Consider the following 23,717-nt stretch of genomic DNA (forward strand, 5'->3'; position numbering starts at 1 on the left):
CGCCCCCTCCCCCTTCCAGCCCCCTCCCGACTCACTCCACCTGGATGCCGAAGTCCCCGACGAGCTCCTCGAGCCCGCCCCGGTACCCCTTCCCGCCGAGGACGAAGTCCCAGTCGCCCCCGGCCCGCCGCCGGAAGGAGCCGAGGACGAGCGCGGTCTCGCCGGGCCGCCCGTCCGAGACGACGAGCCGGTCGAGTTCGCCACCGGAGTCGTCCCGCAGCCGGATGCCGGCGTCCGTGAACCCGCCCAGGTCGGCGTCGGGATTCACCTCGGGATCGACCGCGGCGACGAGCACCAGGCGGTCGGCGCTCGCGGGCAGGGCGTCGAACCCGACGCGTACCGCGGCCCGGTCGCCGGGCGCGGCGGAGACCATGGACACCGAACCGTCGGGTGTGGACGGGTTGTTGAAGAAGACGAACCACTCGTCGCCGAGGACGCGGTTGCCCGCGCAGACGAGCGCGCACACGTCGAGCGCGGCGGTGCCGGACCACACCATGCCGAGCAGGTTGAAGTCGGCGTCGGCCTCGACGGGGGTGTCCACGACGGCGGCCGGCGGCGTCCCGGGCCCCAACCGGCCCCGGAGGCCGTGCTGGTGGAGCAAGTCGACGAGCTCGGTCCCGGAGATGAGCGTCAGGGGCTTGCCGTTGGCGAAGGTGTACGAGCCGGGCCCGAACCTGGAGGTGGTGACGAGGACGCCCTTGTTCGCGCCGGCGCCTTGCACGGTCCCGAAGAGGTCGCGTACGGCCGACGGGGGAACGGTGTTCCGGTACCGCTTGACCTGGACGAGGATCGACCCGCCGCTGATGGGGTCGGGGTCGAGGGCTTCGACGTCCACGCCGCCGTCGTTGGACCGGACCGTGGTGACGGCCTGGAGCCCACGGGCCCGGAAGAGCTGGGCGACGAGCCCTTCGAAGGCGATGGGGTCCATGGCGAGCAGATCGGGCTCCTCGCCGTCGCCCTGCACGACGACGTCGGACCCCACCTGTTCGGGATTCATCAGCGGTGCGACGGCGACCCGCTCGTCGGGCTTGGCGGAGAGCCGTCCGGAGAGGGCGCCGGTCAGGCACTCGACGGCGGCGACGAGCTCCAGGTTGAGCCGGTCGAAGAGGCCCCGTTCGACGACGACGGAGGCCAGGCAGATCCGCGCCGCGAGGCCGGTGGCGGGATCGACGCCGTCGACGTAGCCGTTGAGGGCGACCCGCTCAAGGACACCGAAGCGGTCCGCCGCGAACAGCTCGCGCACGGCGAGCAGGACGCTCTGGGCGAGCACGTCGCGGTAGAGGGCCCGCCGCTGCGTGACGGGCCGGGGGACTTCCTTCTCCTGGTCGGTACTGGGCAGGTACTTGACGCCCTTGGCCTCGGGCACGACGTCGAAGCCGGGGAGACCCCAGTCGAGAACGAGCCCGCGGCCGCCGCGCTCGTAGGCGGCGGACACCTCGCGGGGAAATCCCTCGGGCCAGGCCGTGGAGGCGAAGAGGACGGCGGAGAAGTAGTCGACGACGGTCTCGGGCTCCCCGGCCCCGAGGGCTTCGACGGTCCCGGCGACACCACTGTTGTGGCTACGTATCTCGGCACGCCGAGCGGCGGCCCAGACGTCGTACTCCCGTCGGTACGCGGCCAGTTGGTCGACCCGTCGCGCCTCGGCGGCCTGGGCGGCGTACCAGTCCCGCTCGAACCGCGCTCGCGCGTCCCGCTCGGCCTGCGCCCGCCCGGAAGCCGTCCACGCCGACCCCTGCGGCTGGTAGAACCGCTGGTCGGGCATGGCGACGGGCGTACCGAGGGGCCCGGGCGAGAACGGCTCGACGTCCTCCTCGCGCCGCAGGGACTCCACACTGAAGGCGGGACCCCGGCACCCGGCCACGAGGAGCGACTCGAGCAGGGCGACCCGCTGATCGAGCTCGTGGGTCCGCCGCAAGGCGTCGGCTTCCCGCTGCTGCCGATAGGCGGCCCGCTGCTCCCGCTGTGTCCGGGCCACGTCCCGCTCATACGCCCGCTGCGCCCGCTCGGCATCCCGCCGCTGCCGCAGCACCGCCTGCTGCTGCCCCTCCCGCTGCCGCTGCGCCACCCGCTGCTGCTCGGCCCAGACCCCGATCAGCCCACCGGAACGCCGACTCATCCCCCACACCCCTCCCGCACAACACCCCAGTCACCCGAACCCCCGCTACGAACAAGTGTCCCGGACCGAACCACCCCAGAACACCGAAACCCAGGACTCCGCGAGGCCGTTCGGCGCGCATCGGCTCATGTCAGAAGCCGGGGCTGCCCTGGCACTGCTCGTACGGGCAGTCGTCGTCCCGCCGGTGCATCCGCCGAAGATCCTGCAGAGCGGCGACGGGGAACGGATGCAGCATCCACTTCTCCCGGTAGCCGTCCTCGCCATGAACCCCCAGTACGGCCTCGGCGGCTTCCATCACCACGTGCCCCAGTTACCGACCAGAGGTCATCAACGACTGCCTCGCCGGCTCCGGCCTGGCCCTGGACAGTTGACCGACGGTGCCAACCACATTGAGCGGCGCGGCTTCCGACCTTCTGAGGCTGCGACCGGGACGTCGAGGCGTGCATTGCCCATCAGTCAGGCGTTTAGCGTCGTCTGAAAACCCCTTGCTCCCCGCTCCGCCTCCTTGGTGGGATGCAGAGGCTTCGACGGCGGGAGGGAACGGCTTGACGGTGTTCGGGTGTGCGGGCTGCGGTGCGGTCCTGACGGCGGCGGTGTCGGAAGTGGCGTTGCCGATTCACCTGGCTGACACCCACTGGGAGAAGCTGCACCCGCCACTGCTGGTATCCGGGTCCTACGCCGTCGACCCCGCACCGTACGGGCCGCCATGGCGGCAGTGGGACGAGGTCGGGGCGTGCGAGGCAAGGGAGCGGGGGCGCTTCGCGCCGTTCGGCGCGCTGTCCGATGGGCCGTCGGACACCATCCTCCTCGCGCCCGGCGACATGCGTGGCACTGGGCTGATCCTCGAGCGGGCCGGGGGCTACTGCATGGGGATCGACGGGCGGGACGGGCCGAACCTTGCGTGCCTGGGCTGCGATCTGCCGGTCGGCACGAGGATGGACGACTGCGGGTGCTGGCAGGTCGTCCGGCTCATCCCGCAGGCGGTGGTGCGGCTGCCCGGGCCGCCGGAGCAGCCCGTCATGGAGTGGTCGGAGCTGCTGGCCACCGGCGCGCTGTGGCACCGGCTGAGCGAGTTCCGGGACATCCCGGCGGGCGTGGCTCTCGCCCAGGTGGTGGTGGCTGCCCGGGGCGAGCCGGTCGAGGTGGCGCCCGGGCCGGTCGCCGAGCTCCTCGGCCGTGTACTCGACGCGCTGCTGCCCGCCGGGGAAGGCGCGCAGCGACTGGACCTGGCGGGACCGGGGTTCGGCGAGCCGGCCGCCGACCTGGTGCTGGTGCCGGTCCATCCACAGACCGGAGAAATATGGCAGCCACGCACCGGGGCTGTGCCTGTGCCCATGGACGCCGCACTCTGGGCCGAACTCGCCTTCCCACCCCACCGGACCCGGCTGCCGGTGGTCGGAGGACTGCCGGCGGGTGTGGAGCGGGACGATCCGCTGCCGCCACACCGGTGGTACCCGTTCCGGCCGTCCACGGAAGCGTTCCGGTACACGCTCGCGCGGATGCCTGCCGTCGAGGAACCGTGGCTGCGGGCGATCTACGACCGAGGATGCTGACGCGTCAGAGGTAGTGCGGGCCCAGAGGTTGGATTCGACGTATACAGCGCAGCCAGGGACTGAGTCGCAGCTGGAACCAGGACGCCCTCTGATCACACATGGCTGACCGACATCACACATTCAACTTCAGTAGCCGTCTTTGGGATGCGCGTATGGGCCGCAGTCGACAGCGCTCGTCGCTACGCGTGCCATGTGACGGTTACCGTGCTTGAAGGCCTGCTTCTGCTGCCCATCAACCCGAGCCGTCAGGCGTGCGGACGGCGGCCGGGCTGGAGCGGGGCGCAGACAGGAGCGCAGGCCCGGACGCCGGGCCGCGCGCGCCGCGGCGGGTGCCTTGACGAGGCAGAGACACCTGTGACAACTCCAGGGCTCTGTGGGCCTATGGGCTCTGCCACTGATCTTGCGATGGTGAGACGCCTACGGGATGTACGAGCTACGGCTTAGGGTCAGGGCCATGGAGTCCACGACCCCGCCCCCCATACCGACCCAGACCCTCCGCAGGCCGGGGCAGAGCATAGTTTTGTTCACGGCGGGGAGTGTTTTTGCGCTGCTGAGCGCCGGGATACTGATCAGCGGGGAGGTCGCCGCCGATCCTGTAGGCGTGGTCATCTACACCGTGCTTCTCGCAGGCGGTGTCTGGATGGCGTTCCGCAGCTGTGTCATGGGAGTGCGGCTCGACTCCACGGGTCTCACCGAACGTGGCCTGGGACGCTCGAAAGTCGTTCCGTGGTGCGTCATCAGCTCGGTCGACACCGGTGACGGCCCTGGCTTGGCCCCGGCTGGGGCTCCCAAATTGATCCTCAAGAACGATGAGCACCTAGGACTCGGCGCCCTCGCCTCGTACTCCAGTCGTGCGGTCGACGCCGACTTCGCTTTGATCAAGTCCCTGCACACCAGCCACGTCGCCCGCTGCCCCAACTGCGCGTGATTCCCGCCCCGGGGTCGTCGGCTCGCAGGCGTCTCGTCGTGGTCGGTGCGCAAAGATCCCTGGCAGCCGCCGGATGGCGTGCGTGAGCCGGTTCGGTGGCAGAGCGGGGAGAGAAGCCCATGAACCGCCCGGCGCCTTGGATCCGGGATGTGCTCTCTGAGCCGGTGAGTGCCTGACGCGCTGGCGCCCGGCACCAGAGGAAGCCCTGATCCTCCTCGACCTCTCCGCCCACCACTGCCACCTGTCCTCCATGGACGACGCCGCCTACCTCGACCACCGGTCCTTCGTGCGCGTCAGCGAGGCGCTCGGCCTCCGGCTCATCCGCCTTCGCGATGCCCGGCACGGCGGCGCCACGCTCCTCACCACCTCCGACGTCCCGCCCCGCGTCGCGCTTGGAGATCCTCGGCCCAGTCGATGACGGCGCTCTCTGTCGTAGGTGCCTGACAGGATCCCGAACGTGATAGCCATCGAAGATCTCGTTCCCCGCGTAGCGGCGAAGGCCAAGGCCACGTCTACGGCCTTGCCTCCCGCCGCCACTGCCGAGGAGGTTGCCGAGGCGGAGGTAGTTCTCGGCTTCGCCCTCCCGCCCCTGCTGGCGAGCCTGTACCGGGAGGTGGCCAACGGTGGCTACGGCCCCGATTACCAGCTTCTTCCGCTGGTCGGGCCAGGGCGTACGGCGCTGAGCGAGTACCAGTCCGAACGATCCGCCTCGGCCGAGGACGAGGCACCGTACTGGCCGGCGGGTGTGCTGCCGATCCTCGACTGGGGCTGCGCCATGTACGCCGCGGTGGACTGCCTCAGCGAGACCGCCACGGTCCTCCTCTTCGACCCGAACGCCATGACGGACGACGGAGCCGCCGCCTGGTTCGTCGACGCCGGGAGTCTGGTCGAGTGGCTCGAAACCTGGCTCGCAGGAACAGGCTGGTACCGGGAGGACGCCGACGAGTACGAAGACGTGGCAGAGCCGACCCCGTGGGAAATGGCCGCCTCCCGGATCGCAGAGTGAACGAACCGCGGGCTGGCCGCTGAGCTCAGTCGGTGCAGCGGCGCCTCACATGACGGCGTCCAAGGCCCGACCGTCCCTGACCACCCCCGTTGATGTCACCCGTAGATGTCAAAGACCCCCAACCATGATCGGTTGGGGGTCTTCGACGTTCCTACCTGGAGCCCCCTGTCGGGTTCGAACCGACGACCCCCGCTTTACAAGAGCGGTGCTCTGGCCAGCTGAGCTAAGGAGGCAGCGAGTGCAGTGTATCCAACGCCGTCCCGGTGGCGGTCGGAAATCTCGTGGGCCTCGGACTGCTGACAGATCCCGCATCGCCAGGTAGCGTCGCCTGGAGTTCACCTCGGTGGACTAGACCTCCATCCTTCCTTTACTCGGATCGTCCGGCACGTTCCTGCCGGTGAAGGGACACATCACCATGGCTTCCGTCACTTTCGACAAGGCGACCCGGGTGTACCCCGGTGCCACCAAGCCCTCCGTCGACCAGCTCGACATCGAGATCGCCGACGGCGAGTTCCTCGTCCTCGTCGGGCCCTCCGGCTGTGGCAAGTCGACCTCCCTGCGCATGCTCGCGGGTCTCGAGGACGTCAACGCCGGCTCCATCCGCATCGGTGACCGCGACGTCACGCACCTGCCGCCCAAGGACCGGGACATCGCCATGGTGTTCCAGAACTACGCGCTGTACCCGCACATGAGCGTCGCCGACAACATGGGCTTCGCGCTCAAGATCGCCGGCGTCAACAAGTCGGAGATCCGCACCAAGGTCGAAGAGGCCGCGAAGATCCTCGACCTCACCGAGTACCTGGACCGGAAGCCGAAGGCGCTCTCCGGTGGTCAGCGTCAGCGTGTGGCCATGGGCCGTGCCATCGTGCGTGAGCCGCAGGTCTTCCTCATGGACGAGCCGCTGTCGAACCTCGACGCCAAGCTGCGTGTGTCCACCCGTACGCAGATCGCCGGTCTGCAGCGCCGTCTCGGCATCACGACCGTGTACGTCACGCACGACCAGACCGAGGCCCTCACCATGGGCGACCGCGTCGCGGTCCTCAAGGACGGTCTGCTCCAGCAGGTCGACTCGCCGCGCAACATGTACGACCGGCCCGCCAACCTCTTCGTCGCCGGCTTCATCGGCTCCCCGGCCATGAACCTGATCGAGGTCCCGATCGTCGACGGCGGCGTGAAGTTCGGCAACAGCATCGTCCCCGTCTCCCGCGAGGCGATCGCCGCCGCGTCCGCCAAGGGCGACACCACCGTCACCGTCGGCGTCCGCCCCGAGCACTTCGACGTGCAGGGCCCCACCGGCAAGGACGGCCTCGCCGTCACCGTCAACGTCGTCGAGGAGCTCGGCTCCGACGGCTTCGTGTACGGCTCCACCCGCGTCGGCGGCGAGGACAAGGACCTGGTCGTCCGCGTCGGCGGCCGTGACGTCCCGGCCAAGGGCACCACGCTGCACGTCGTGCCGCGCGCCGACGAGCTCCACGTCTTCTCGACCTCCACGGGCGCGCGCCTCAGCGACTGACCCGTCGGTCTCGACGACCTCTTCCCGGCCCCGTGTCCCCCGTGGACACGGGGCCGTTGGTTCATGTGGCGGCCGCCGGGTGGTTTACCCGGCGAAACCCCGACAAGTCCCGGCGTTCAGGGCCCGTCGCCACCTCCGGCGTCAACACGGGATTCGAAAAGCCGCGTCGAACCATCCCCCGTGAGGGTGACTAAATGTCGCCATATCACTACTGGCCGCTACGCTCGCCTGCGTGACGCACACTGCCCGCCGAATCGGCCGCTCTCTCGCCCTCGTCCTGCCCGTCGTCCTGGTGCTCTCGGGAACGCTCGCGGTGTCCGCCGTTCCGTGGGCCGGCAAGGACGCCGGAACCCAGCTCACGGCGGCCTCCTCCGAGGTCTCCGTCCGCGCCAAGTCCCGTGCCCCGCAGGACGTCCTGCGGGACCAGCTCCTCGCCGAGCTCCAGGAGAAGGACCCCGGCACGGCCCTCACCCACCTCCAGCGCGAGGTGGAGAACCGTCCCTCCCTCGCCAAGCACTGCATGTCCATCGCCCGCTCCCTCGGCCGCGCCGCCGTCGAGCAGTACGGCCCGACCCGGGCCCAGTCCTTCTCCCGGCCGGTCTGCGACACCTCGTACGCGACCGGCGTGATGCGGGCGAGCTGAACAGCCGGACACTGAGCGCCGTCGCGCGTCCGGACCTCTGCCGTACGGGGCGCCTATCGTTCCCCGTATGCACACCACTCCGACGCAGGCCGTGGTCCTGGCGGGCGGCCAGGGCTCACGGCTCCGCCCGTACACCGACGACCGCCCCAAGCCGATGGTCGAGATCCCGGGAACCGGGACCCCGATCATCGGCCATCAGCTTTCCTGGCTGGCCGCCGAGGGCGTGACCGACGCCGTCGTGTCCTGCGGCCATCTCGCCGAGGTGCTCCAGGAGTGGCTGGACAGTGCCGACCTGCCCCTCAAGGTGACGACGGTCGTGGAGACCGAGCCACTGGGCCGCGGCGGCGGCCTGAAGTACGCCGCCGCGCGCCTGCCCGCGCCGGACCAGCCCTGGTACGCCACCAACGGCGACATCTGGACCCGTTTCTCGCTGCGCGAGATGGCCGCCTTCCACGCGGAGCGCGACGCCCTCGCCACGCTGGCCCTGGCCCGTCCCCGCATCCCGTGGGGCGCCGTCGAGACCGACACCTTCGGGCACATCACCGACTTCATCGAGTCCCCGCCGTCACCGTTCCTGATCAACGCCGGCGTGTACGTCTTCTCCGCGGCCTTCACGGAGCTCCTCCCCGACCTGGGCGACCACGAGCGGACCACGTTCCCCCGGCTCGCCCGAGAGCGGCGTCTGGCGGGCTTCCCGCTCCCCCAGGGCGCGTACTGGAGAGCCATCGACACCGCCAAGGACCTGACGGAGGCCGCGAAGGAGCTGGCCGGCCAGCGGGGCTAGGCCTGTCAGACAGGCCCTAGGGCAACGGAAAGGGCGGCACCGCGTGAAGCGGTGCCGCCCTTTCCGTATCGCGTACGGGCCTTGTCAGCCCAGCAGGCCGCCGATCGGGTTCCTCGCACCGCCCGACGTCGAGCTGCTCTCGGACGGGGTCCCCGTCGAGCCGGTCGAGCCGCCGGTGGAGCCGCCGCTCGTCGTGCCGCCGGTGGTGGTCGGGGTGTCGCTGGTGGTCGGCGGGGGCTCCGGCTCGGAGCGCGTGGGCGTACGGCTGCCGGTGCCGGCGCCCTGGGTGGCGGTCGGGCGCTGCTCCTGGGTGCGGGGGGCCTCCGGGGTCGTCTCGGTGGGCCGGCTCGCCTCCTGGGTCTCCTCGCGCTCGGCCGGGGCCTCGCTGGTCGCGGTCGGCTCGGGCGCGGTGGACCCGGCCTCGGAGGGAGTGCGGCGCGTCGGCTCCGTGGGGAGGGGCCGTCCCGGCAGGTGGTTGATCGGGTCGTCGTTGGGGCCGGGGACCGTGATCATCTCGGTGGAGCGGACGGCGCCGCCGAGCACGGAGCCGATGAGGAGGGTGAGGCCGACGACGAAGGAGGCGAGGAGGGTGCTGCGGCGCATGACGCGGCGTCGGAGATCCCAGAGGTCGGCGCGCGGGCCGAGGGTGCGCCAGGCCTCTCCGGCGAGGCGGCCGTCGAGGGAGTAGACGGGCGCTCCGGCGATGATCAGCGGGGACCAGGCGGCCAGGTAGATGATGTCGGCCGAGTCGTAGACCGGGACGGTCTTCCAGCTGACGGTCAGGAGCAGCGCGGCCGAGAGCAGGGCGCCGACGACGGCGGCGGCCCGCTGCCAGAGTCCGAGGACGGTGAGGACACCGACGACGACCTGGAGGAAGGCGATGGTGAGTCCGGCGCCGACGGGGTGCTGGAGGGCGAAGTCGCGGAGGGGTTCGGCGAGGCCCCAGGGGTGGAGGGAGTTGAGCCACTTCACCATGGAGCCGCGCTCGCCGCCGTCGAAGTAGACGGGGTCGCAGAGCTTGCCCATGCCCGCGTAGACGGAGATGAGGCCGAGGAAGACGCGGAGCGGGAGAAGGACGACGCCGAGGTTCATCCGGCGGCCGGGATAGTAGGCGTGCCGGACGGCGGCGTCCTGCCCGTGGCGCTGCGCGGGCCGGTCGTGCGCGGCGTCGTCCTCGTACGGTTCGGGTCCGTCCGTCTCGGGCCGGAGCTCGTACAGCTCGTCGTACGCGCCCTCGGCGCGGCGCATCGGCGGCAGCAGCGGCGGCGCGGAGCCGGCGGGCACCACCGGGGTGGGCCTGGTGTCGTCGATGCGCGGGATGGCCTGGGTGGCGCCCGCGTCGAGTCCGGGGTGGCCGATGCCGGGCTCCAGGGTGGAGACGGAGGACTCGCGGACGGCCTGGAGGAGGCCGGTCGCGCCCGGTGAGGACTTTCCGGTCCATACGACGGGACGGCGGCGCGGGCCGCCCGCTCCGGCCCCGGCCCCGGAGAGGGCTGCGGTGCGGGCGCCGGCGCCGAACTTCGGCTGCGGGGCGGGCGCGAGCCGCACACGGAAGCTGGCGTGGTTCACGATCACCTGGGCGGGATCGGAATCCACCTTGACCATGCTCAACGCGGGCTGATCGTCGAACCCCGGCCGGGGCGTTCTGGTGTCCACACTCATCTAACCGAGTGATCTGGGTTTAGGACACTGCCTTGACGGCTCGCAAATGTCCGAGACCCGTCAAGATCACGCCATGGCCGGGGCCGGGGGTACTACAGCGACGTGCCCATCCGGCGGCGGGCCGCCTCGTAGAGCACGACACCGGCGGCGACACCGGCGTTGAGCGACTCGGCGCCGCCCGGCATCGGGATGCGGACGAGGAAGTCGCAGGTCTCGCCGACGAGCCGGGAGAGACCCTTGCCCTCGGAGCCGACGACGATGACGACAGGACCGGACAGCGCCTCGAGCTCGTGGACCTCGTGGTCGCCGTCGGCGGCGAGGCCGACGACCGCGAGACCGGCCTTCTGGTACGCCTCCAGGCAGCGCGTCAGGTTGGTGGCGCGGGCGACCGGCGTACGGGCGGCGGTGCCGGCCGAGGTCTTCCAGGCACCGGCCGTCATACCGGCGGCGCGGCGCTCGGGGACGACGACGCCGTGGCCGCCGAAGGCCGCGACGGAGCGGACGACGGCGCCGAGGTTCCGCGGGTCGGTGATGCCGTCGAGGGCGACGATCAGCGGTTCCTCGTGGTGGTCGTAGGCCGTCGCGGCGAGGTCCTCGGGGTGCGCGTACTCGTACGGCGGGACCTGGAGGACGAGACCCTGGTGGTTCAGGTTGTTCGTCATCCGGTCGAGCTCGGGGCGCGGCGCCTCCATGATGTGGATGTTGCCGCGGCCGGTGGCGAGGTTCAGGGCCTCGCGCACGCGCTCGTCGTTGTCGATGAACTGCTGCACGTAGAGGGTCGAGGCGGGCACGCCGTCGCGCAGGGCCTCGAAGACCGGGTTGCGGCCGACGACCATCTCGGACTGGCCCTTGCCGCCGCGGCGGACGACGGGCTTGCGCTTGGCCACGTTCCGGGCCATCGCGTTGGAGACGCGGAACGCCTTGTGGCCCTTGCGGTTCTCGGCCTTGGGCGTCGGACCCTTGCCTTCGAGGCCCTTGCGCCGCTGGCCACCGCTGCCGATCGTCGCACCCTTCTTGTTGGACGTGCGACGGTTCCTGCGCTGGCTGTTCCCGGCCATGACTACTCTCATCCTCGGTATTGCGTACGCAGGCCTCATCGGCACACGTACAAGGTCTGTAACTGAAGTGTGCCGCCCGGAGCCCCGAGCGGCACGTCTTCTAACGGTTGCCCAGCGTCCAGCGGGGGCCGTCGGGGCTGTCCTCGATGGTGAGTCCGGACTGGTTGAGCTGGTCGCGGATCGCGTCCGCGGTCGCCCAGTCCTTGCGCTCGCGGGCCGACTCGCGCTGCTGGAGCACGAGCCGTACGAGGGTGTCGACGGCGCCGTGGAGCTCTTCGCCGCCACCGGTCTCCTCGGCCCAGTGCGGGTCGAGCGGGTCCAGGCCGAGGACGCCGAGCATGGCCCGGACCTCGGCGAGGCGGGCGATGGCCTCGTCCTTGTCGTCCGCGGCGAGGGCGCTGTTGCCCTGGCGGACGGTGGTGTGGATGATCGCGAGCGCGTGCGGCACGCCCAGGTCGTCGTCCATCGCCTCGGCGAAGGCCGGCGGCACTTCGGCGGCGGGGGCGACCGCCGTCCCGGCCTTCTCCGTGGCGCGCTGGACGAAGCCCTCGATGCGGGCGAACGCCGACTCGGCCTCGCGCAGGGACTCCTCGCTGTACTCGATCATCGAGCGGTAGTGAGGGGTGCCCAGGTAGTAGCGGAGGACGATGGGCCGCCAGTTCTTCACCATCTCGGACACCAGCACGCTGTTGCCGAGCGACTTCGACATCTTCTCGCCGCTCATGGTGACCCAGGCGTTGTGCACCCAGTACGAGGCGAAGTCGTCGCCGAAGGCCTTGGCCTGGGCGATCTCGTTCTCGTGGTGCGGGAAGATCAGGTCGAGGCCGCCGCCGTGGATGTCGAAGGCGGAGCCGAGGTACTTGTGGGCCATGGCCGAGCACTCCAGGTGCCAGCCGGGGCGGCCGCGGCCCCACGGGGTCTCCCAGTCGGGCTCGCCCGGCTTGGTCGCCTTCCACATCGCGAAGTCGCGCGGGTCGCGCTTGCCGGTGATGCCGTCCTCGGAGGGCTGGCGGAGGTCGTCGATGTCCTGGTTGGACAGCTCCAGGTACCCCGGGAAGGAGCGCACGTCGAAGTAGACGCTGCCGTCCGCCTCGTAGGCGTGGCCGCGCTCGATCAGAGCCCGCATCATCTCGATCATCTCGGGGACGTGACCGGTGGCGCGGGGCTCGTAGGTCGGCGGGAGGCAGCCGAGGGCGTCGTAGCCGTCGTTGAAGGCGCGCTCGTTCTCGTAACCGATGGACCACCAGGGGCGGCCCTGGTCCGCGCCCTTCGCGATGATCTTGTCGTCGATGTCGGTGACGTTGCGGATGAACGTGACGTCGTAGCCGCGGTACGCGAACCAGCGGCGCATGATGTCGAAGTTCAGCCCCGACCGGATGTGGCCGATGTGCGGGGCCGCCTGCACGGTGGCACCACAGAGGTAGATCGAGACGCAGCCCGGCGTGAGCGGGGTGAAGTCACGGATCTGCCGGGCGCTGGTGTCGTACAGGCGAATGGTCACCACTCCAGGGTAGTGGGCGTGTGGTAGTGCCCCGCGACCTGTTCAGCTATCGCGGGGCACGTTTTTCACGGCCTCCGCGGCGATACGGGGTAGACGAGCGCCGTCGCGAGCGCCGCGAGGCCCTCGGCGCGGCCCGTGAGGCCGAGTCCGTCCGTCGTGGTGCCGGAGACGGAGACCGGGGCGCCGGCCGCCTCGCTCAGTGCCTTCTGCGCCTCGTCGCGCCGCTTGCCGACCTTGGGGCGGACGCCGACGACCTGGACGGCGATGTTGCCGATCTCGTACCCCTCGGCGCGGACGATCCGGGCGGCCTCGGCGAGCAGCGTGACGCCGGAGGCGCCGGACCACTCGGGGCGCGAGGTGCCGAAGTGGGCGCCGAGGTCGCCGATGCCGGCGGCGGAGAACAGCGCGTCACAGGCCGCGTGGGCGGCGACGTCACCGTCGGAGTGCCCGGCGAGGCCGTACTCCTCACCGTCCCAGAGGAGACCCGCGCACCAGAGTTCGCGGCCCTTCTCGAAGGCGTGGACGTCGGTGCCGATGCCGACGAGCGGGATCGGGGGGAGGTCAGAAGCCATCGTTGGCCCTCCTGCGGGCGAGTACGGCCTCGGCGAGGACGAGGTCGAGGGGGCGGGTCACCTTGAAGGCCTCTTCGTGGCCGGGCACGACGACGACGGGCGCGCCGAGCCGCTCGACCATGCCGGCGTCGTCGGTGGCGCCCTCGCCGGTGAGGGCGATGGTGGCGTGGGCGTTGACCAGGGTGTCGTGGTCGAAGCCCTGCGGGGTCTGGACGGCGCGGAGCCGGGCCCGGACGGGGGTGGCGACGACCTGCTCGGGGTCGCCCGGCCTCCCAGCCGGTTCGACCTCCTTGACGGTGTCGGCGAGGGGCAGCGCGGGGACGACGGCCACGGCCCCGTCCCGTACGGCCTCGATGACGGCGTCCACGGTGTCGACGGGCACGAGCGGGCGGGCCGCGTCGTGGACGAGGACGGTGGTGACGCCTTCGGGGAGCGCTTCGAGCCCGAGGCGTACGGACTCCTGGCGGGTCTCGCCACCGGGCACGACGAGGTAGTCGGTGCGCTCGGGGAGGGCGTGGGCGTCGAGGAGGTTCTTGACCTCGGCGGCGCCGTCGGGGGGTGCGACCACGACGACGAGCGAGACCGCGCGGGAGGCGGCCATCGCGCGGACGGCGTGGATCAGCATGGGCGTGCCGTTCAGCGCGCGCAGCGCCTTGGGGGCGCCCGGCCCGAGGCGTACGCCCCGGCCGGCCGCCGGGATCACCACGGCGGTACGAGGAGGACGCGCTTCGTCTGACATCGGTTGCACTCCGGCAGGTTTGTTTCCGCGGCCGACATGGGTATGGCCTCAACCGTGCCGGACGCTCCGCCTTGACCGGGCCCTTTCCGTGACGACGGTCGAGGCGTGCCGCCCGAGCACAGGGGTTCGGACGTTACAGGGGGTGCGGTTTCTTTCTCGGTGATACGCGCATGTGACCGGTCACCCTGTGCGTACGGCCACGCGTACGCTCCGCAGGCGTACGCGAACATGCCGCAGCGCCCGGCGGCAGCACTGTGTGGATCACAGCACGCCAACGGGCACCGCGGCATCGCTTCACTTGGGAACGCGCTCGGATGTCGTCAGAGCACGCTCAGGACGCGAGGACCTCGTCGAGGAGAGCCTCGGCCTTGTCCTCGTTCGTGTTCTCCGCGAGGGCCAGCTCGCTGACCAGGATCTGCCGTGCCTTGGCGAGCATGCGCTTCTCACCTGCGGAGAGACCCCGCTCGCGCTCGCGCCGCCACAGGTCGCGGACTACTTCGGCGACCTTGATGACATCGCCGGAGGCGAGCTTCTCGAGATTTGCCTTGTAGCGCCGGGACCAGTTCGTCGGCTCTTCGGCGTACGGCGCGCGCAGCACCTCGAAGACCCGGTCCAGTCCATCCTGACCGACCACGTCGCGAACACCGACGAACTCCGCATTGTCCGCCGGTACACGCACTGTCAGGTCGCCCTGCGCGACCTTGAGCACCAAGTAGGTCTTGTCCACGCCTTTGATCTGGCGAGTTTCGATGGCCTCGATCAGCGCGGCCCCGTGATGGGGATAGACCACGGTGTCGCCAACCTTGAACGTCATGTGACAGGTACCCCTTCCGTGGCTATCCAGGGTAACACGGATACGGCTTCTTCTGAATGGCGTTTTCGCAGGTCAGGGCATATCTCGGGGCTTGACAACAGCGACAGGGACGTGCTGCGGAGGGCTTCCGGAAGGCGGTATTCGCAGGTCGGAGTGGTTGTGCGGACGGAGAGAAACGCGCACGTTACACCTACCCGGGCCCCCTCCAGAGAGGGACGATGACCCGATTTGTCGGGTTCGAAGCGGCCTCCTTCGTCTACTCCGTTCGAGGATCGTTCACCCGTACGGATGCATCACGGGGTGATTCCGTAATTGATCAGCCGACACGGGTGCGGGATTTTTCGGAGGTACGGCTCCGGGGAATGCGGGGCGGCCCTCGAATTGATCAAGGCGGTTATGTGAACAACGGGTCAATGGGTCGTGATCCGGCCACACCGGCCGACTCGCGGGGAGCCGGCGCCGGGGCCGCTCCCGACCGCCCGCGGCGGCACCCGGGGGCGGCCGCGGCCGGTTAGGGGCGGGTCGGGTGCGGGACGGAGAGTGCGGCTCGGTAACCTAAGCGCGCTGACGCACCTTTAGTTAACCCTCGGCTCCGAAGCTGTCCGTAGCTCCGAAGCCTGTCCGAGCCTGATCCGAACGTCCTAGGAGATGCCGCCGCCGTGAGCCGCAGCCTTCGACGCGGCGCCCTCGCCGCCACCGCCATCGTGTTCTCCATCGCCACGCTGTCCGCCTGTGGGGCGGGCAACGACGCGCAGACGCTCGGTGTCCGGCCGGACAACGCCGCCGTCACGGTGGACGACGTCAAGATCCAGAACGCGCTCGTCATCACCCAGCCCGAGGCCGCCTCCAAGGGCCCGGCCGTCGTCTCCGCCACCGTCTTCAACAACGGGGACGCGCCGCAGACCCTGGAGGCCATCAGCCTGCCGGGCAGCAACGCCACCGTGAAGCTGAAGGCGGCCCAGGGCACCGGCCCGATCACCGTCCCGGCCAACGGCTCCGTCGTCATCGGCGGCGCGGGCAACGCCTCCGCCGTCATCGAGAACGGCAACGAGGCCACCCGCGACGGCGACGCCCAGAAGGTCACGTTCAAGCTCAGCAAGACCGGCGACGTGAGCCTGAGCGCCTTCGTCGTCCCGGCGACCAGCTACTTCAAGGGCTTCGGCCCCGAGGTCGTCCCCGCTCCCCCGGGCTCCTCGCCCACCGCCTCCGCGACGCCCTCGGGCGAGGCGGAGCACGGCGCGGAGCACGGCGCCGAGCCCTCGGGCGACGCGAGCCACGCGGCCGGTCACTGACGCGAGCAGAGCGGTACGTGCGAAGGGGCGCCCCCGGCCGGGGGCGCCCCTTCGACGTATGACTCCGGACCTGTTTACGGCTCGAACTTGTAGCCCAGGCCGCGGACCGTCACCAGGTAGCGCGGCGCGCCCGGGTCCGGTTCGATCTTCGCTCGCAGGCGCTTCACGTGGACGTCGAGGGTCTTGGTGTCGCCGACGTAGTCCGCGCCCCACACCCGGTCGATCAGCTGCATGCGGGTCAGGACACGGCCCGCGTTGCGCAGCAGCATCTCCAGGAGGTCGAACTCCTTCAGCGGCAGGTCGACCTTGCCGCCCGAGACCGTCACCACGTGGCGGTCGACGTCCATACGGACCGGGCCGGCCTCCAGGGCCGCCGGGGTGACCTCCTCCGGCTCGCCGCGGCGGCGCAGGACCGCGCGGATGCGGGCGACCAGCTCCCGCGAGGAGAAGGGCTTCGTCACGTAGTCGTCGGCTCCTATTTCCAGGCCGACGACCTTGTCGATCTCGCTGTCCTTGGCGGTCACCATGATCACCGGGACGTTCGAGCGGCCGCGCAGCTGCCGGCACACCTCAGTACCGGGCAGCCCGGGAAGCATCAGGTCGAGGAGGACGAGGTCGGCCCCGTTGCGCTCGAACTCGTCGAGACCGTCGGGCCCGGTCGCCGCTACGGCGACTTCGAAGCCCTCCTTGCGAAGCATGTACGACAGGGCGTCGCTGAAGGATTCCTCATCCTCGACGACGAGCACTCGGGTCACGGAAGGACCTCCGGGGCAGGAAGCGGTTCGGTCATGAGATCAGGGGTGGGGGAAGAGGCGGACCGGCGGTCCCGTGCGGCGCCCGCCTCGGGCAGCCGCAGGGTGAAGGTGGAGCCCTGACCCTCGGTGCTCCAGACGGTGACCTCGCCGCCGTGCGAGGCGGCCACGTGCTTGACGATGGCCAGGCCGAGCCCCGTACCGCCGGTGGCACGGGAGCGGGCGGGGTCGACGCGGTAGAAGCGCTCGAAGACGCGCTCCTTGTCCTTGTCGGGGATGCCGATGCCCTGGTCGGTGACGGCTATCTCGATCAGGTCGCCGGCGGGTGCGGCGACGCGGCGGGCGGCGATGCCCACCCGCGTACGGGCCGGTGAGTAGTTGACCGCGTTCTCGACGAGGTTGCCGAGGGCGGCGGCGAGCTGGCCGCGGCTCCCCCAGACCCGCAGGTCGGCCTCGCCTCCCGAGACCATGGTGATCTGCTTGGTGGAGGCGGTGTGCCGGGAGCGGTCGATCGCCTCGGCGACGAGTTCGTCCACGGACACGGGCTCGGAGTCCTCCAGCGGGTCGTCGTTCTGCACGCGGGAGAGGTCGATGAGCTCCTGTACGAGGTTGGTGAGGCGGGTGGCCTCTATCTGCATGCGGCCGGCGAAGCGGGTGACCGCCTCGGGGTCGTCCGAGGCGTCCATGACCGCCTCGGAGAGCAGGGACAGGGCGCCCGTCGGGGTCTTGAGCTCATGGCTCACGTTGGCGACGAAGTCGCGCCGTACCGCTTCGATACGGCGGGCCTCGGTGAGGTCCTCGACCAGGAGCAGGACGAGGCGCGAGCCCAGCGGGGCGACCCGGGCGGAGACGGCGAGGGCCTCGCCGCGTCCGGTGCCGCGCCGCGCCAGATCGAGCTCGACCTGCCGTATCTCCCCGTCGCGGCGGGTGTCGCGGGCCATGTTGAGCATGGGCTCGACGGCCAGCTTCCCGCCCCGGACCAGCCCGAGCGCGTACGCCGCCGAGCTGGCCTTCACCACGGAGTCGCTCTCGTCGAGGACGACCGCGGAGGAGCGCAGCACGGACAGCACGGTGTCGACGCCGGGCGGGAGCACGGCGTCGGTGTGCAGGGAGGTACGGGTGGGTCGCGCCTGGTCGCGTTCGCTCCAGCGGAACGCCAGCATGGCGATCACGCCGGTGCACACGCCGGCGATCGCGGCCAATGCGGCCACTGCCGCGTTCACGTCCATGCCTCAAGGTTATGCGGGCTCGGGGACACTCTCCCAGCCGTCCGAGTGGCTCCTCGAACACTCGTCGCTCAGAGTTCACTGTGAAGACGGGACCGGTTCATTTGCCCCGGACGGGACGGTGGCGCGTGTGGCCCAGAGTTCACCTGGAGGAAAGTGATGGTTCATGTGTGGGGGTGGAGCCGGACGCGTAGGGGGCCGAACGTGGGAGCGTGGGGGTCCGAGCCCCACCCCGGACCCCGGAGCTTTGCGTAGAGAGGGACATCCATGCGGGACGCGTACCACGAGGAACTCGACTCGATCGGCGAGAGCCTGGTCGAGATGGCCCGACTCGTCGGGTCGGCGGTCGGGCGCGCCACGACGGCGATGCTCGACGCGGATCTGAAGCTCGCGGAGAGTGTGATCGCGGCGGACCAGAAGGTCGACGACCTCCAGCACGATCTGGAGGCGCGTGCGATCGCGCTGCTCGCGCGCCAGCAGCCGGTGGCGACGGATCTGCGGATAGTGGTCACGTCGCTGCGCATGAGCGCCGACCTGGAGCGCTCGGGCGACCTGGCGCAGCACGTGGCGAAGCTGGCGCGGCTGCGGTTCCCGGAGTCGGCGGTGCCGCGGGACCTGCACGCGACCATCCTGGAGATGGGGCAGCTGGCGCAGCGCCTGATGGCGAAGGCGGCGGAGGTCATCATCACGAAGGACGTCGATCTGGCGCTCCAGCTGGAGCAGGACGACGACGAGATGGACCTGCTGCACCGGACGCTCTTCCAGCACCTGATCGACGACCGGTGGAAGCACGGCATCGAGACGGCGGTGGACGTGACGCTGCTCGGCCGGTACTACGAGCGGTTCGCCGACCACGCGGTGTCGGTGGCGAAGCGCGTCGTGTACCTGGTGACGGGCGAGCACGCGGACGAGCTGCAGGCGTCGGACGCGCCGGTGGAGGGCGCGTAGGGGCGTCGGGGGGGCGCGGGCGCCGATGCGCCGTTGATGCGCCGTGCCGAGTGGGCATCCAATGGGGGGAGGCGACGCGCGCCTCGAAAGGGAGGGACCCCATGGCCGAATCCCCGATGACGACGACCGAATCAGGCGCGGAGGCGCCGCGCGAGACGGTGTTCCTGCCGGTACTGGGAGCCTGCGGCTGCGGCTCGGGCTGCGGCTGCGGCTGCCAGTCGGGCGCTCCGTGCCAGTGCGGCGGCTGATCGGGCTGACGTGCGAGGGGGGGTGGGGCGCGGCGAGATCGGCGCGCCCCACCCCTCTGCCGTACGTCTCCCTCGGGTCTTGCTCAGATGTCGAGGACGCCGACGGTCTGGTCGCCGCTGACCTCGCCGGTCGTACGGAAGCCGAGCCGGCGGTAGAACTCGCCGGGGCCGTTCTCGCCGGGCTCCCACGTCACGTACAGCTGCCGGGTTCCGCGCCGCCGGAGCTCTTCGCGTACGGCTTCGACGGCGAACCGTCCGTATCCCTTGCCCTGGGCTTCGGCGGAGATGTTGAGCCGCCAGAGCCCGCTGCGCCGGTCGCCGGGGGACTTCTTCTCGTTCCAGGGGAGGTCGAGGAAGGCCATCAGGAAGCCGACGAGCTCGTCTCCGTCGAAGACGAGCCGTGGCCAGGCGGCCTCCCCGAAGGCGTACGCCTCGGCGAGGGAGCGCACGACGGGGGCGACGTTGCGCTCCTGGTGGGGATGGACGCGCAGGGCGAGGGCGGCGTCGACGTTGGCCGGGGTGACCGGCTCCAGACGGAGTGAGGGGCTGTGGGGCGTACTCATGGCCTGGACGGTAACGACTCCGCGCGCGGAACGCCGGTGATTATCGGGCTAGGGGGGCGAGACACCCCCTAGCCCATGAGCATGACGGAGCGGAGCTTGAGGCGGTCGGAGGCCGGGCGGCCGTGGGGGCGGAGGGTCCAGGAGTCGCCCGTGCAGTCGGGTTCGGTGAAGACCATCGCGTACTCGTCGGTGTCGTTGTGCGGCGCGAACGCGGGCGCGGAGGAGCCCGGGTCGGCGGCCTCGGGGATCGTGACGCACTCGCGGCTCGCGGGGTCGTGCAGGGTGACGGCCTGCGGGTACCCGTCCATACCGACGAACCGGTAGCTGAAGTCGCCGGTGGCGGCGTGGGCGGGGGCGGCCAGGGTGGCGGTGAGCGCGAGGGCGCCGCAGACGGCGGCGACGGTGTGCCGGAGACGCACGGGGGTTCTCGATTCATGTGAGGGGATCAGTTCCACCCGCACCACTAACCGCCCCGCACCACCGCCACACGAAGCCCCGCCGCCGGAAGGTTTCCCCCTCACCCGTCCGGCCCCATGTACGCCTCGAAGCCCCTGCCGGTGGAGATTCCACCGGCAGGGGCTTCGACGAGATGCGAGGCCTTCAGGCCTTGAGGGTGCGTCAGGGTTACTTCTTCTTGCCCTGGTTCTTCACGGCCTCGATGGCCGCGGCGGCCGCGTCCGGGTCGAGGTAGGTGCCGCCCGGGTTGAGGGGCTTGAAGTTCTCGTCCAGTTCGTAGGTCAGCGGGATGCCCGTCGGGATGTTCAGGCCCGCGATGTCGGCGTCCGAGATGCCGTCCAGGTGCTTCACCAGGGCGCGGAGGCTGTTGCCGTGGGCGGCGACGAGGACCGTGCGGCCGGTGAGGAGGTCCGGGACGATGGAGTCGTACCAGTACGGGAGCATCCGCTCGACGACGTCCTTCAGGCACTCGGTCCGCGGGCGCAGCTCCGGCGGGATCGTCGCGTAACGGGCGTCGTGCGCCTGGGAGTACTCGCTGTCGTCGGAGAGCGCCGGCGGCGGGGTGTCGTAGGAGCGGCGCCACAGCATGAACTGCTCCTCGCCGAACTCGGCGAGCGTCTGGGCCTTGTCCTTGCCCTGGAGGGCGCCGTAGTGGCGCTCGTTCAGGCGCCAGGAGCGGTGGACCGGGATCCAGTGGCGGTCCGCGGACTCGAGCGCGAGCTGCGCCGTGCGGATGGCGCGCTTCTGGAGGGAGGTGTGCAGCACGTCGGGCAGCAGGCCGGCGTCCTTGAGCAGCTCGCCGCCGCGCGTCGCCTCCTTCTCGCCCTTGGCGGTGAGGTTCACGTCCACCCAACCGGTGAACAGATTCTTCTCGTTCCACTCGCTCTCGCCGTGGCGGAGGAGGATCAGCTTGTACGGTGCGTCGGCCATGCGTACGAGCCTAATCGACCGCTGACGATTGACGCGCGTCGTCAATTCGCTGGCGTCCGACGTATGAGATCCGTAAGTTACGAGAGCCGGAAGCAGGGCTTACGTACAGCAGGGGGCGGCCACACATGTCCATCGACTCGCTCAGACGATCAGCGCGTGCGACGGTCTCCGGCCTCCCGCCGGGTTTCTGGTGGCTCTGGCTGTCGACCCTGGTCAACCGGACCGGGGCCTTCGTCCTCACCTTCCTCTCCCTCTACCTGACCGTCGAGCTCGGGCACTCCGCCTGGTTCGCCGGACTCGTCGTCGCCCTCCACGGCCTCGGCGGCGTCGCCGGTTCGCCGCTCGGCGGCGCGCTCACCGACCGCTGGGGCCGGCGCCCCACCATGGTCACCATGCACCTCGCGGCCGCCGCCTCCGCCGCCGCCCTCGCCGTCGTCACCAGCGCCTGGGCCATCGCGACGGTCGTCCTCCTCATGGGCGTCGCCATGCAGGCCGTCCGGCCGTCCATCAACGCCACCATCGCCGACATGGTCCCCGCCCACGACGTGCGCCGGGCCTACGCCCTCAACTACTGGGCCCTCAACCTCGGCTTCGCCATCGCCTCCATCGGCGGCGGCGCCGCGATCTTCCTCGGCTACCGCACCCTCTTCGTCGTCGACGCCGTCGCCACCGTCCTGTGCGCCGTCATCGTCTTCCTCCGGCTCCCCGAGACCCGGCCCGAGGCCCGCACCGACACGAGCGGCGCGCCCGTCGTCGAGGACAAGGTCAGCATGCTGACCGTGCTGCGCGACGCGCCCTTCCGGACCCTCGTCCTGCTCAACCTGCTCGTCTGCCTCGTCTTCACCGCCCCCTGGATCGGCCTGCCCCTCACCATGGCGGACCAGGGCCTCTCCCCTTCGTCGTACGGCGTCGTCATCGCCGTCAACGGCATCGTGATCGTCGGCTTCCAGCTGCTCGTCAACAAGCTGACCGACAAGCGCTCGCCGGTCCTCCTGCTGAGCCTCTCCTCCCTCCTCTTCGCCTTCGGCACCGGCGCCACCGCCCTCGCCGGCTCCTCCGTGGCCTTCGCCGTGACCGTGGTCGTCTGGACCGTCGGCGAGATGATCCACGTCCCGACGAACGCCGCCGCCACCGCCCGCCTCGCCCCCGAGCACGCCCGGGGCCGCTACCAGGGCGTGATGGGCATGTCCTGGGCCGTCGCCGGCTTCGTCGCCCCGATCGGCGCCGGTGCGATCGTCGACGGTCCCGGCCCGGACGTCCTGTGGGCGGCGACGGCCGCGATCGGCGTCCTCGCCGCTGTCGGCTACCTCACCCGGCTGCGGAAGGCCCTGGCCGAGGACACCGGGAGCGACAGCCGCCCCGACGACGACGGCCACGCCGACGCCGACGCCGACAGCGACGGCGGCGATGCCGCGGAGCCCGCCGCCCCGGTGAAGTCCGCCGGCGTCTGACCCCGTCCCCTCACTCCGTACCCCCGGCCGCCCACCCGGCCAGGGCGAACCCGCTCCCGTCCCTGCGCACTTCGGCGGCACCCGCCCCGCCGAAGTGCGCGGGCACGACCAGCTCGCGCGCGTCGGCGGCCCGTTCGAGGACGCGGCGGCGGCTGACCGCCGCCCCGTCCGCGTCCAGGCAGAAGCAGCTGCCGCAGGCGGGGTCGAGGATCTGTACGGGGCTGTGCAGCAGGTCCCCGACGAAGACCGCCCGGTCACCGCCGGACGCGAGCCGCAGGACGGCGGAACCGGGGGTGTGGCCGGGCGCGGGCTCCAGGAGAAGGTTCTCGTCGATGCGGTGGGACCCGTCCCACAGCACCATCCGCCCCTCGCGGTGCACGGGTGCCACGCTGTCCTCGTAGACGAGCCGGTCCTCCTCGTTCCGTCCTTCGCCGTACGCGTTGCGCGGACCGAAGTGGAAGTCGTCGGCGGCCGCGAGCAGGTACTGGGCGTTCGGGAACGTCGGAACCCACTCCCCGTCCACCGCGTGCGTGTTCCAGCCGACGTGATCGGCGTGCAGATGCGTGTTGACGACCACGTCGACGTCCCCGGGACGGATGCCCGCCCGCTCCAGACGGCCGAGGAAGTCCCCCCGCCGGTGGTGGAAGTGCGGCGAGAGGGGTCGCTCGCGTCCGTCGCCCACCCCGGTGTCCACGAGGACCGTCCGGCCCGCGCTGCGCAGCACCCACGTCTGCAGCGCCATCACCGCCGCACCGCTCGCCGGGTCCCAGTGGTCCGGGGCGAGCCAGTCCTCGTTGTCCTCCCACAGCGCGGCTCCGGCCGCCGGTACGAGGTCGCGGGCGGGAGCGAACTGCCCCTGCCACTCGACGATACGGATGATCTCGACGTCTCCCAGCACGATGCGCTGCGCGCTCTCCCTGTCCATACCGCCGAGCCTAGGAAGCGTGCGTGAGCGCCTCAAT

At 70.9% G+C, this 23,717-nt stretch carries 24 protein-coding genes and 1 tRNA gene; 10 read left to right on the plus strand and 15 right to left on the minus strand.

Features of this window, described 5'->3' with window-relative positions:
• Window positions 1-31: 31 nt before the first annotated feature.
• Together ACZ4VK_RS34390 and ACZ4VK_RS34395 are read right to left on the minus strand one after the other, a co-directional pair.
• On the minus strand, window positions 32-2,116 hold the full coding sequence (locus tag ACZ4VK_RS34390) for a restriction endonuclease (protein ID WP_468361121.1): 2,085 nt from the start codon (window positions 2,114-2,116) through the stop codon (window positions 32-34).
• 130 nt (window positions 2,117-2,246) lie between these two features.
• A complete protein-coding gene (locus ACZ4VK_RS34395) occupies window positions 2,247-2,417 on the minus strand; it encodes a hypothetical protein (protein ID WP_468361124.1) in 171 nt (56 codons plus the stop codon).
• A gap of 301 nt (window positions 2,418-2,718) precedes the next feature.
• On the opposite strand from ACZ4VK_RS34395, the gene ACZ4VK_RS34400 reads away from it, so the two are divergent.
• The 4 genes from ACZ4VK_RS34400 to ACZ4VK_RS34415 all read left to right on the plus strand — a co-directional run bounded on the left by ACZ4VK_RS34400 (window position 2,719) and on the right by ACZ4VK_RS34415 (window position 5,603).
• Entirely contained in the window at window positions 2,719-3,669 is a 951-nt protein-coding gene (locus tag ACZ4VK_RS34400; RefSeq protein WP_468361127.1) for a hypothetical protein, read from the plus strand.
• Window positions 3,670-4,123: 454 nt separating this feature from the next.
• Window positions 4,124-4,597 carry a hypothetical protein gene (locus ACZ4VK_RS34405; protein WP_468361130.1) on the plus strand — a complete coding sequence of 158 codons (474 nt, stop codon included), beginning with the start codon at window positions 4,124-4,126 and terminating at the stop codon, window positions 4,595-4,597.
• A gap of 250 nt (window positions 4,598-4,847) precedes the next feature.
• Complete coding sequence (locus tag ACZ4VK_RS34410) at window positions 4,848-5,015, plus strand: hypothetical protein (protein WP_468361133.1); 168 nt, start codon at window positions 4,848-4,850, stop codon at window positions 5,013-5,015.
• A 39-nt stretch (window positions 5,016-5,054) separates the two neighbouring features.
• Window positions 5,055-5,603, plus strand: coding sequence for an SMI1/KNR4 family protein (locus ACZ4VK_RS34415; RefSeq protein ID WP_468361136.1), 549 nt, complete (start codon window positions 5,055-5,057; stop codon window positions 5,601-5,603).
• A gap of 156 nt (window positions 5,604-5,759) precedes the next feature.
• Here ACZ4VK_RS34415 and ACZ4VK_RS34420 read toward each other — a convergent pair.
• Window positions 5,760-5,836, minus strand: a tRNA-Thr gene (locus ACZ4VK_RS34420).
• A 182-nt stretch (window positions 5,837-6,018) separates the two neighbouring features.
• Here ACZ4VK_RS34420 and ACZ4VK_RS34425 point away from each other — a divergent pair.
• From ACZ4VK_RS34425 to ACZ4VK_RS34435, 3 genes are all read left to right on the plus strand, one after another.
• Window positions 6,019-7,116, plus strand: coding sequence for an ABC transporter ATP-binding protein (locus ACZ4VK_RS34425; protein WP_468361139.1), 1,098 nt, complete (start codon window positions 6,019-6,021; stop codon window positions 7,114-7,116).
• A 232-nt stretch (window positions 7,117-7,348) separates the two neighbouring features.
• On the plus strand, window positions 7,349-7,759 hold the full coding sequence (locus ACZ4VK_RS34430) for a hypothetical protein (RefSeq protein ID WP_468361142.1): 411 nt from the start codon (window positions 7,349-7,351) through the stop codon (window positions 7,757-7,759).
• 67 nt (window positions 7,760-7,826) lie between these two features.
• Window positions 7,827-8,543 (plus strand): nucleotidyltransferase family protein, encoded by a 717-nt coding sequence (locus ACZ4VK_RS34435; RefSeq protein ID WP_468361145.1) that lies wholly within the window; start codon window positions 7,827-7,829, stop codon window positions 8,541-8,543.
• A gap of 84 nt (window positions 8,544-8,627) precedes the next feature.
• Here ACZ4VK_RS34435 and ACZ4VK_RS34440 read toward each other — a convergent pair whose 3' ends face one another.
• The 6 genes from ACZ4VK_RS34440 to ACZ4VK_RS34465 form a co-directional block, all read right to left on the minus strand.
• Window positions 8,628-10,205, minus strand: coding sequence for a DoxX family membrane protein (locus tag ACZ4VK_RS34440; RefSeq protein WP_468361148.1), 1,578 nt, complete (start codon window positions 10,203-10,205; stop codon window positions 8,628-8,630).
• Window positions 10,206-10,297: 92 nt separating this feature from the next.
• Window positions 10,298-11,263, minus strand: coding sequence for a 23S rRNA (guanosine(2251)-2'-O)-methyltransferase RlmB (gene rlmB, locus ACZ4VK_RS34445; RefSeq protein ID WP_468361151.1), 966 nt, complete (start codon window positions 11,261-11,263; stop codon window positions 10,298-10,300).
• A 100-nt stretch (window positions 11,264-11,363) separates the two neighbouring features.
• Window positions 11,364-12,764, minus strand: a complete 1,401-nt coding sequence (gene cysS / locus ACZ4VK_RS34450; protein WP_468361154.1) for a cysteine--tRNA ligase — start codon at window positions 12,762-12,764, stop codon at window positions 11,364-11,366.
• Window positions 12,765-12,829: 65 nt separating this feature from the next.
• Window positions 12,830-13,336, minus strand: coding sequence for a 2-C-methyl-D-erythritol 2,4-cyclodiphosphate synthase (ispF, locus tag ACZ4VK_RS34455; protein ID WP_468361157.1), 507 nt, complete (start codon window positions 13,334-13,336; stop codon window positions 12,830-12,832).
• Window positions 13,326-14,075: a 2-C-methyl-D-erythritol 4-phosphate cytidylyltransferase gene (ispD, locus tag ACZ4VK_RS34460; RefSeq protein WP_468361160.1), complete on the minus strand. Its 750-nt coding sequence runs from the start codon at window positions 14,073-14,075 to the stop codon at window positions 13,326-13,328. Before ispD ends, ispF begins: the two co-directional genes overlap by 11 nt.
• A 331-nt stretch (window positions 14,076-14,406) precedes the next feature.
• The gene (locus tag ACZ4VK_RS34465; protein WP_003953493.1) at window positions 14,407-14,889 is read right to left on the minus strand and encodes a CarD family transcriptional regulator; all 483 of its coding nucleotides are present in this window, start codon (window positions 14,887-14,889) and stop codon (window positions 14,407-14,409) included.
• 659 nt (window positions 14,890-15,548) lie between these two features.
• Here ACZ4VK_RS34465 and ACZ4VK_RS34470 point away from each other — a divergent pair.
• Window positions 15,549-16,181, plus strand: coding sequence for a copper chaperone PCu(A)C domain-containing protein (locus ACZ4VK_RS34470; protein WP_468361163.1), 633 nt, complete (start codon window positions 15,549-15,551; stop codon window positions 16,179-16,181).
• A gap of 74 nt (window positions 16,182-16,255) precedes the next feature.
• Here the strand turns inward: ACZ4VK_RS34470 and phoP are convergent, their stop codons facing one another.
• Together phoP and phoR are read right to left on the minus strand one after the other, a co-directional pair.
• Window positions 16,256-16,927 (minus strand): two-component system response regulator PhoP, encoded by a 672-nt coding sequence (phoP, locus tag ACZ4VK_RS34475; protein ID WP_465270246.1) that lies wholly within the window; start codon window positions 16,925-16,927, stop codon window positions 16,256-16,258.
• A gap of 5 nt (window positions 16,928-16,932) precedes the next feature.
• Window positions 16,933-18,162 carry a two-component system sensor histidine kinase PhoR gene (gene phoR / locus ACZ4VK_RS34480; protein WP_468361166.1) on the minus strand — a complete coding sequence of 410 codons (1,230 nt, stop codon included), beginning with the start codon at window positions 18,160-18,162 and terminating at the stop codon, window positions 16,933-16,935.
• Between the two features lie 264 nt (window positions 18,163-18,426).
• Between phoR and phoU the strand changes: the two genes are divergently transcribed.
• Complete coding sequence (phoU, locus tag ACZ4VK_RS34485; RefSeq protein WP_384111601.1) at window positions 18,427-19,107, plus strand: phosphate signaling complex protein PhoU; 681 nt, start codon at window positions 18,427-18,429, stop codon at window positions 19,105-19,107.
• A 331-nt stretch (window positions 19,108-19,438) separates the two neighbouring features.
• Here the strand turns inward: phoU and ACZ4VK_RS34490 are convergent, their stop codons facing one another.
• From ACZ4VK_RS34490 to ACZ4VK_RS34500, 3 genes are all read right to left on the minus strand, one after another.
• Window positions 19,439-19,918: a GNAT family N-acetyltransferase gene (locus ACZ4VK_RS34490; RefSeq protein WP_468361170.1), complete on the minus strand. Its 480-nt coding sequence runs from the start codon at window positions 19,916-19,918 to the stop codon at window positions 19,439-19,441.
• A gap of 68 nt (window positions 19,919-19,986) precedes the next feature.
• Window positions 19,987-20,337 carry a hypothetical protein gene (locus ACZ4VK_RS34495; protein ID WP_468361173.1) on the minus strand — a complete coding sequence of 117 codons (351 nt, stop codon included), beginning with the start codon at window positions 20,335-20,337 and terminating at the stop codon, window positions 19,987-19,989.
• A 205-nt stretch (window positions 20,338-20,542) separates the two neighbouring features.
• Entirely contained in the window at window positions 20,543-21,304 is a 762-nt protein-coding gene (locus ACZ4VK_RS34500; RefSeq protein WP_468361176.1) for a phosphoglyceromutase, read from the minus strand.
• A gap of 125 nt (window positions 21,305-21,429) precedes the next feature.
• On the opposite strand from ACZ4VK_RS34500, the gene ACZ4VK_RS34505 reads away from it, so the two are divergent.
• Window positions 21,430-22,755, plus strand: a complete 1,326-nt coding sequence (locus ACZ4VK_RS34505) for an MDR family MFS transporter (protein ID WP_468361179.1) — start codon at window positions 21,430-21,432, stop codon at window positions 22,753-22,755.
• A 10-nt stretch (window positions 22,756-22,765) separates the two neighbouring features.
• Here ACZ4VK_RS34505 and ACZ4VK_RS34510 read toward each other — a convergent pair whose 3' ends face one another.
• Window positions 22,766-23,680, minus strand: a complete 915-nt coding sequence (locus ACZ4VK_RS34510; protein WP_468361182.1) for an MBL fold metallo-hydrolase — start codon at window positions 23,678-23,680, stop codon at window positions 22,766-22,768.
• Window positions 23,681-23,717: the final 37 nt, after the last annotated feature.

The organism is Streptomyces sp. NPDC028711 (assembly GCF_055565415.1).

What these genes read in the sequence shown, in the direction of transcription:
- ACZ4VK_RS34465 (WP_003953493.1), bottom strand. Translation starts at nt 14,889, where the DNA reads ATGACGTTCAAGGTTGGCGACACCGTGGTCTATCCCCATCACGGGGCC.
- phoU (WP_384111601.1), top strand. Translation starts at nt 18,427, where the DNA reads ATGCGGGACGCGTACCACGAGGAACTCGACTCGATCGGCGAGAGCCTG.
- ACZ4VK_RS34505 (WP_468361179.1), top strand. Translation starts at nt 21,430, where the DNA reads ATGTCCATCGACTCGCTCAGACGATCAGCGCGTGCGACGGTCTCCGGC.
- ACZ4VK_RS34440 (WP_468361148.1), bottom strand. Translation starts at nt 10,205, where the DNA reads ATGAGTGTGGACACCAGAACGCCCCGGCCGGGGTTCGACGATCAGCCC.
- ACZ4VK_RS34510 (WP_468361182.1), bottom strand. Translation starts at nt 23,680, where the DNA reads ATGGACAGGGAGAGCGCGCAGCGCATCGTGCTGGGAGACGTCGAGATC.
- ACZ4VK_RS34500 (WP_468361176.1), bottom strand. Translation starts at nt 21,304, where the DNA reads ATGGCCGACGCACCGTACAAGCTGATCCTCCTCCGCCACGGCGAGAGC.
- ACZ4VK_RS34425 (WP_468361139.1), top strand. Translation starts at nt 6,019, where the DNA reads ATGGCTTCCGTCACTTTCGACAAGGCGACCCGGGTGTACCCCGGTGCC.
- ACZ4VK_RS34390 (WP_468361121.1), bottom strand. Translation starts at nt 2,116, where the DNA reads ATGAGTCGGCGTTCCGGTGGGCTGATCGGGGTCTGGGCCGAGCAGCAG.
- ACZ4VK_RS34435 (WP_468361145.1), top strand. Translation starts at nt 7,827, where the DNA reads ATGCACACCACTCCGACGCAGGCCGTGGTCCTGGCGGGCGGCCAGGGC.
- ACZ4VK_RS34410 (WP_468361133.1), top strand. Translation starts at nt 4,848, where the DNA reads ATGGACGACGCCGCCTACCTCGACCACCGGTCCTTCGTGCGCGTCAGC.
- ACZ4VK_RS34405 (WP_468361130.1), top strand. Translation starts at nt 4,124, where the DNA reads ATGGAGTCCACGACCCCGCCCCCCATACCGACCCAGACCCTCCGCAGG.
- ispF (WP_468361157.1), bottom strand. Translation starts at nt 13,336, where the DNA reads ATGGCTTCTGACCTCCCCCCGATCCCGCTCGTCGGCATCGGCACCGAC.
- phoR (WP_468361166.1), bottom strand. Translation starts at nt 18,162, where the DNA reads ATGGACGTGAACGCGGCAGTGGCCGCATTGGCCGCGATCGCCGGCGTG.
- ACZ4VK_RS34490 (WP_468361170.1), bottom strand. Translation starts at nt 19,918, where the DNA reads ATGAGTACGCCCCACAGCCCCTCACTCCGTCTGGAGCCGGTCACCCCG.
- ispD (WP_468361160.1), bottom strand. Translation starts at nt 14,075, where the DNA reads ATGTCAGACGAAGCGCGTCCTCCTCGTACCGCCGTGGTGATCCCGGCG.
- rlmB (WP_468361151.1), bottom strand. Translation starts at nt 11,263, where the DNA reads ATGGCCGGGAACAGCCAGCGCAGGAACCGTCGCACGTCCAACAAGAAG.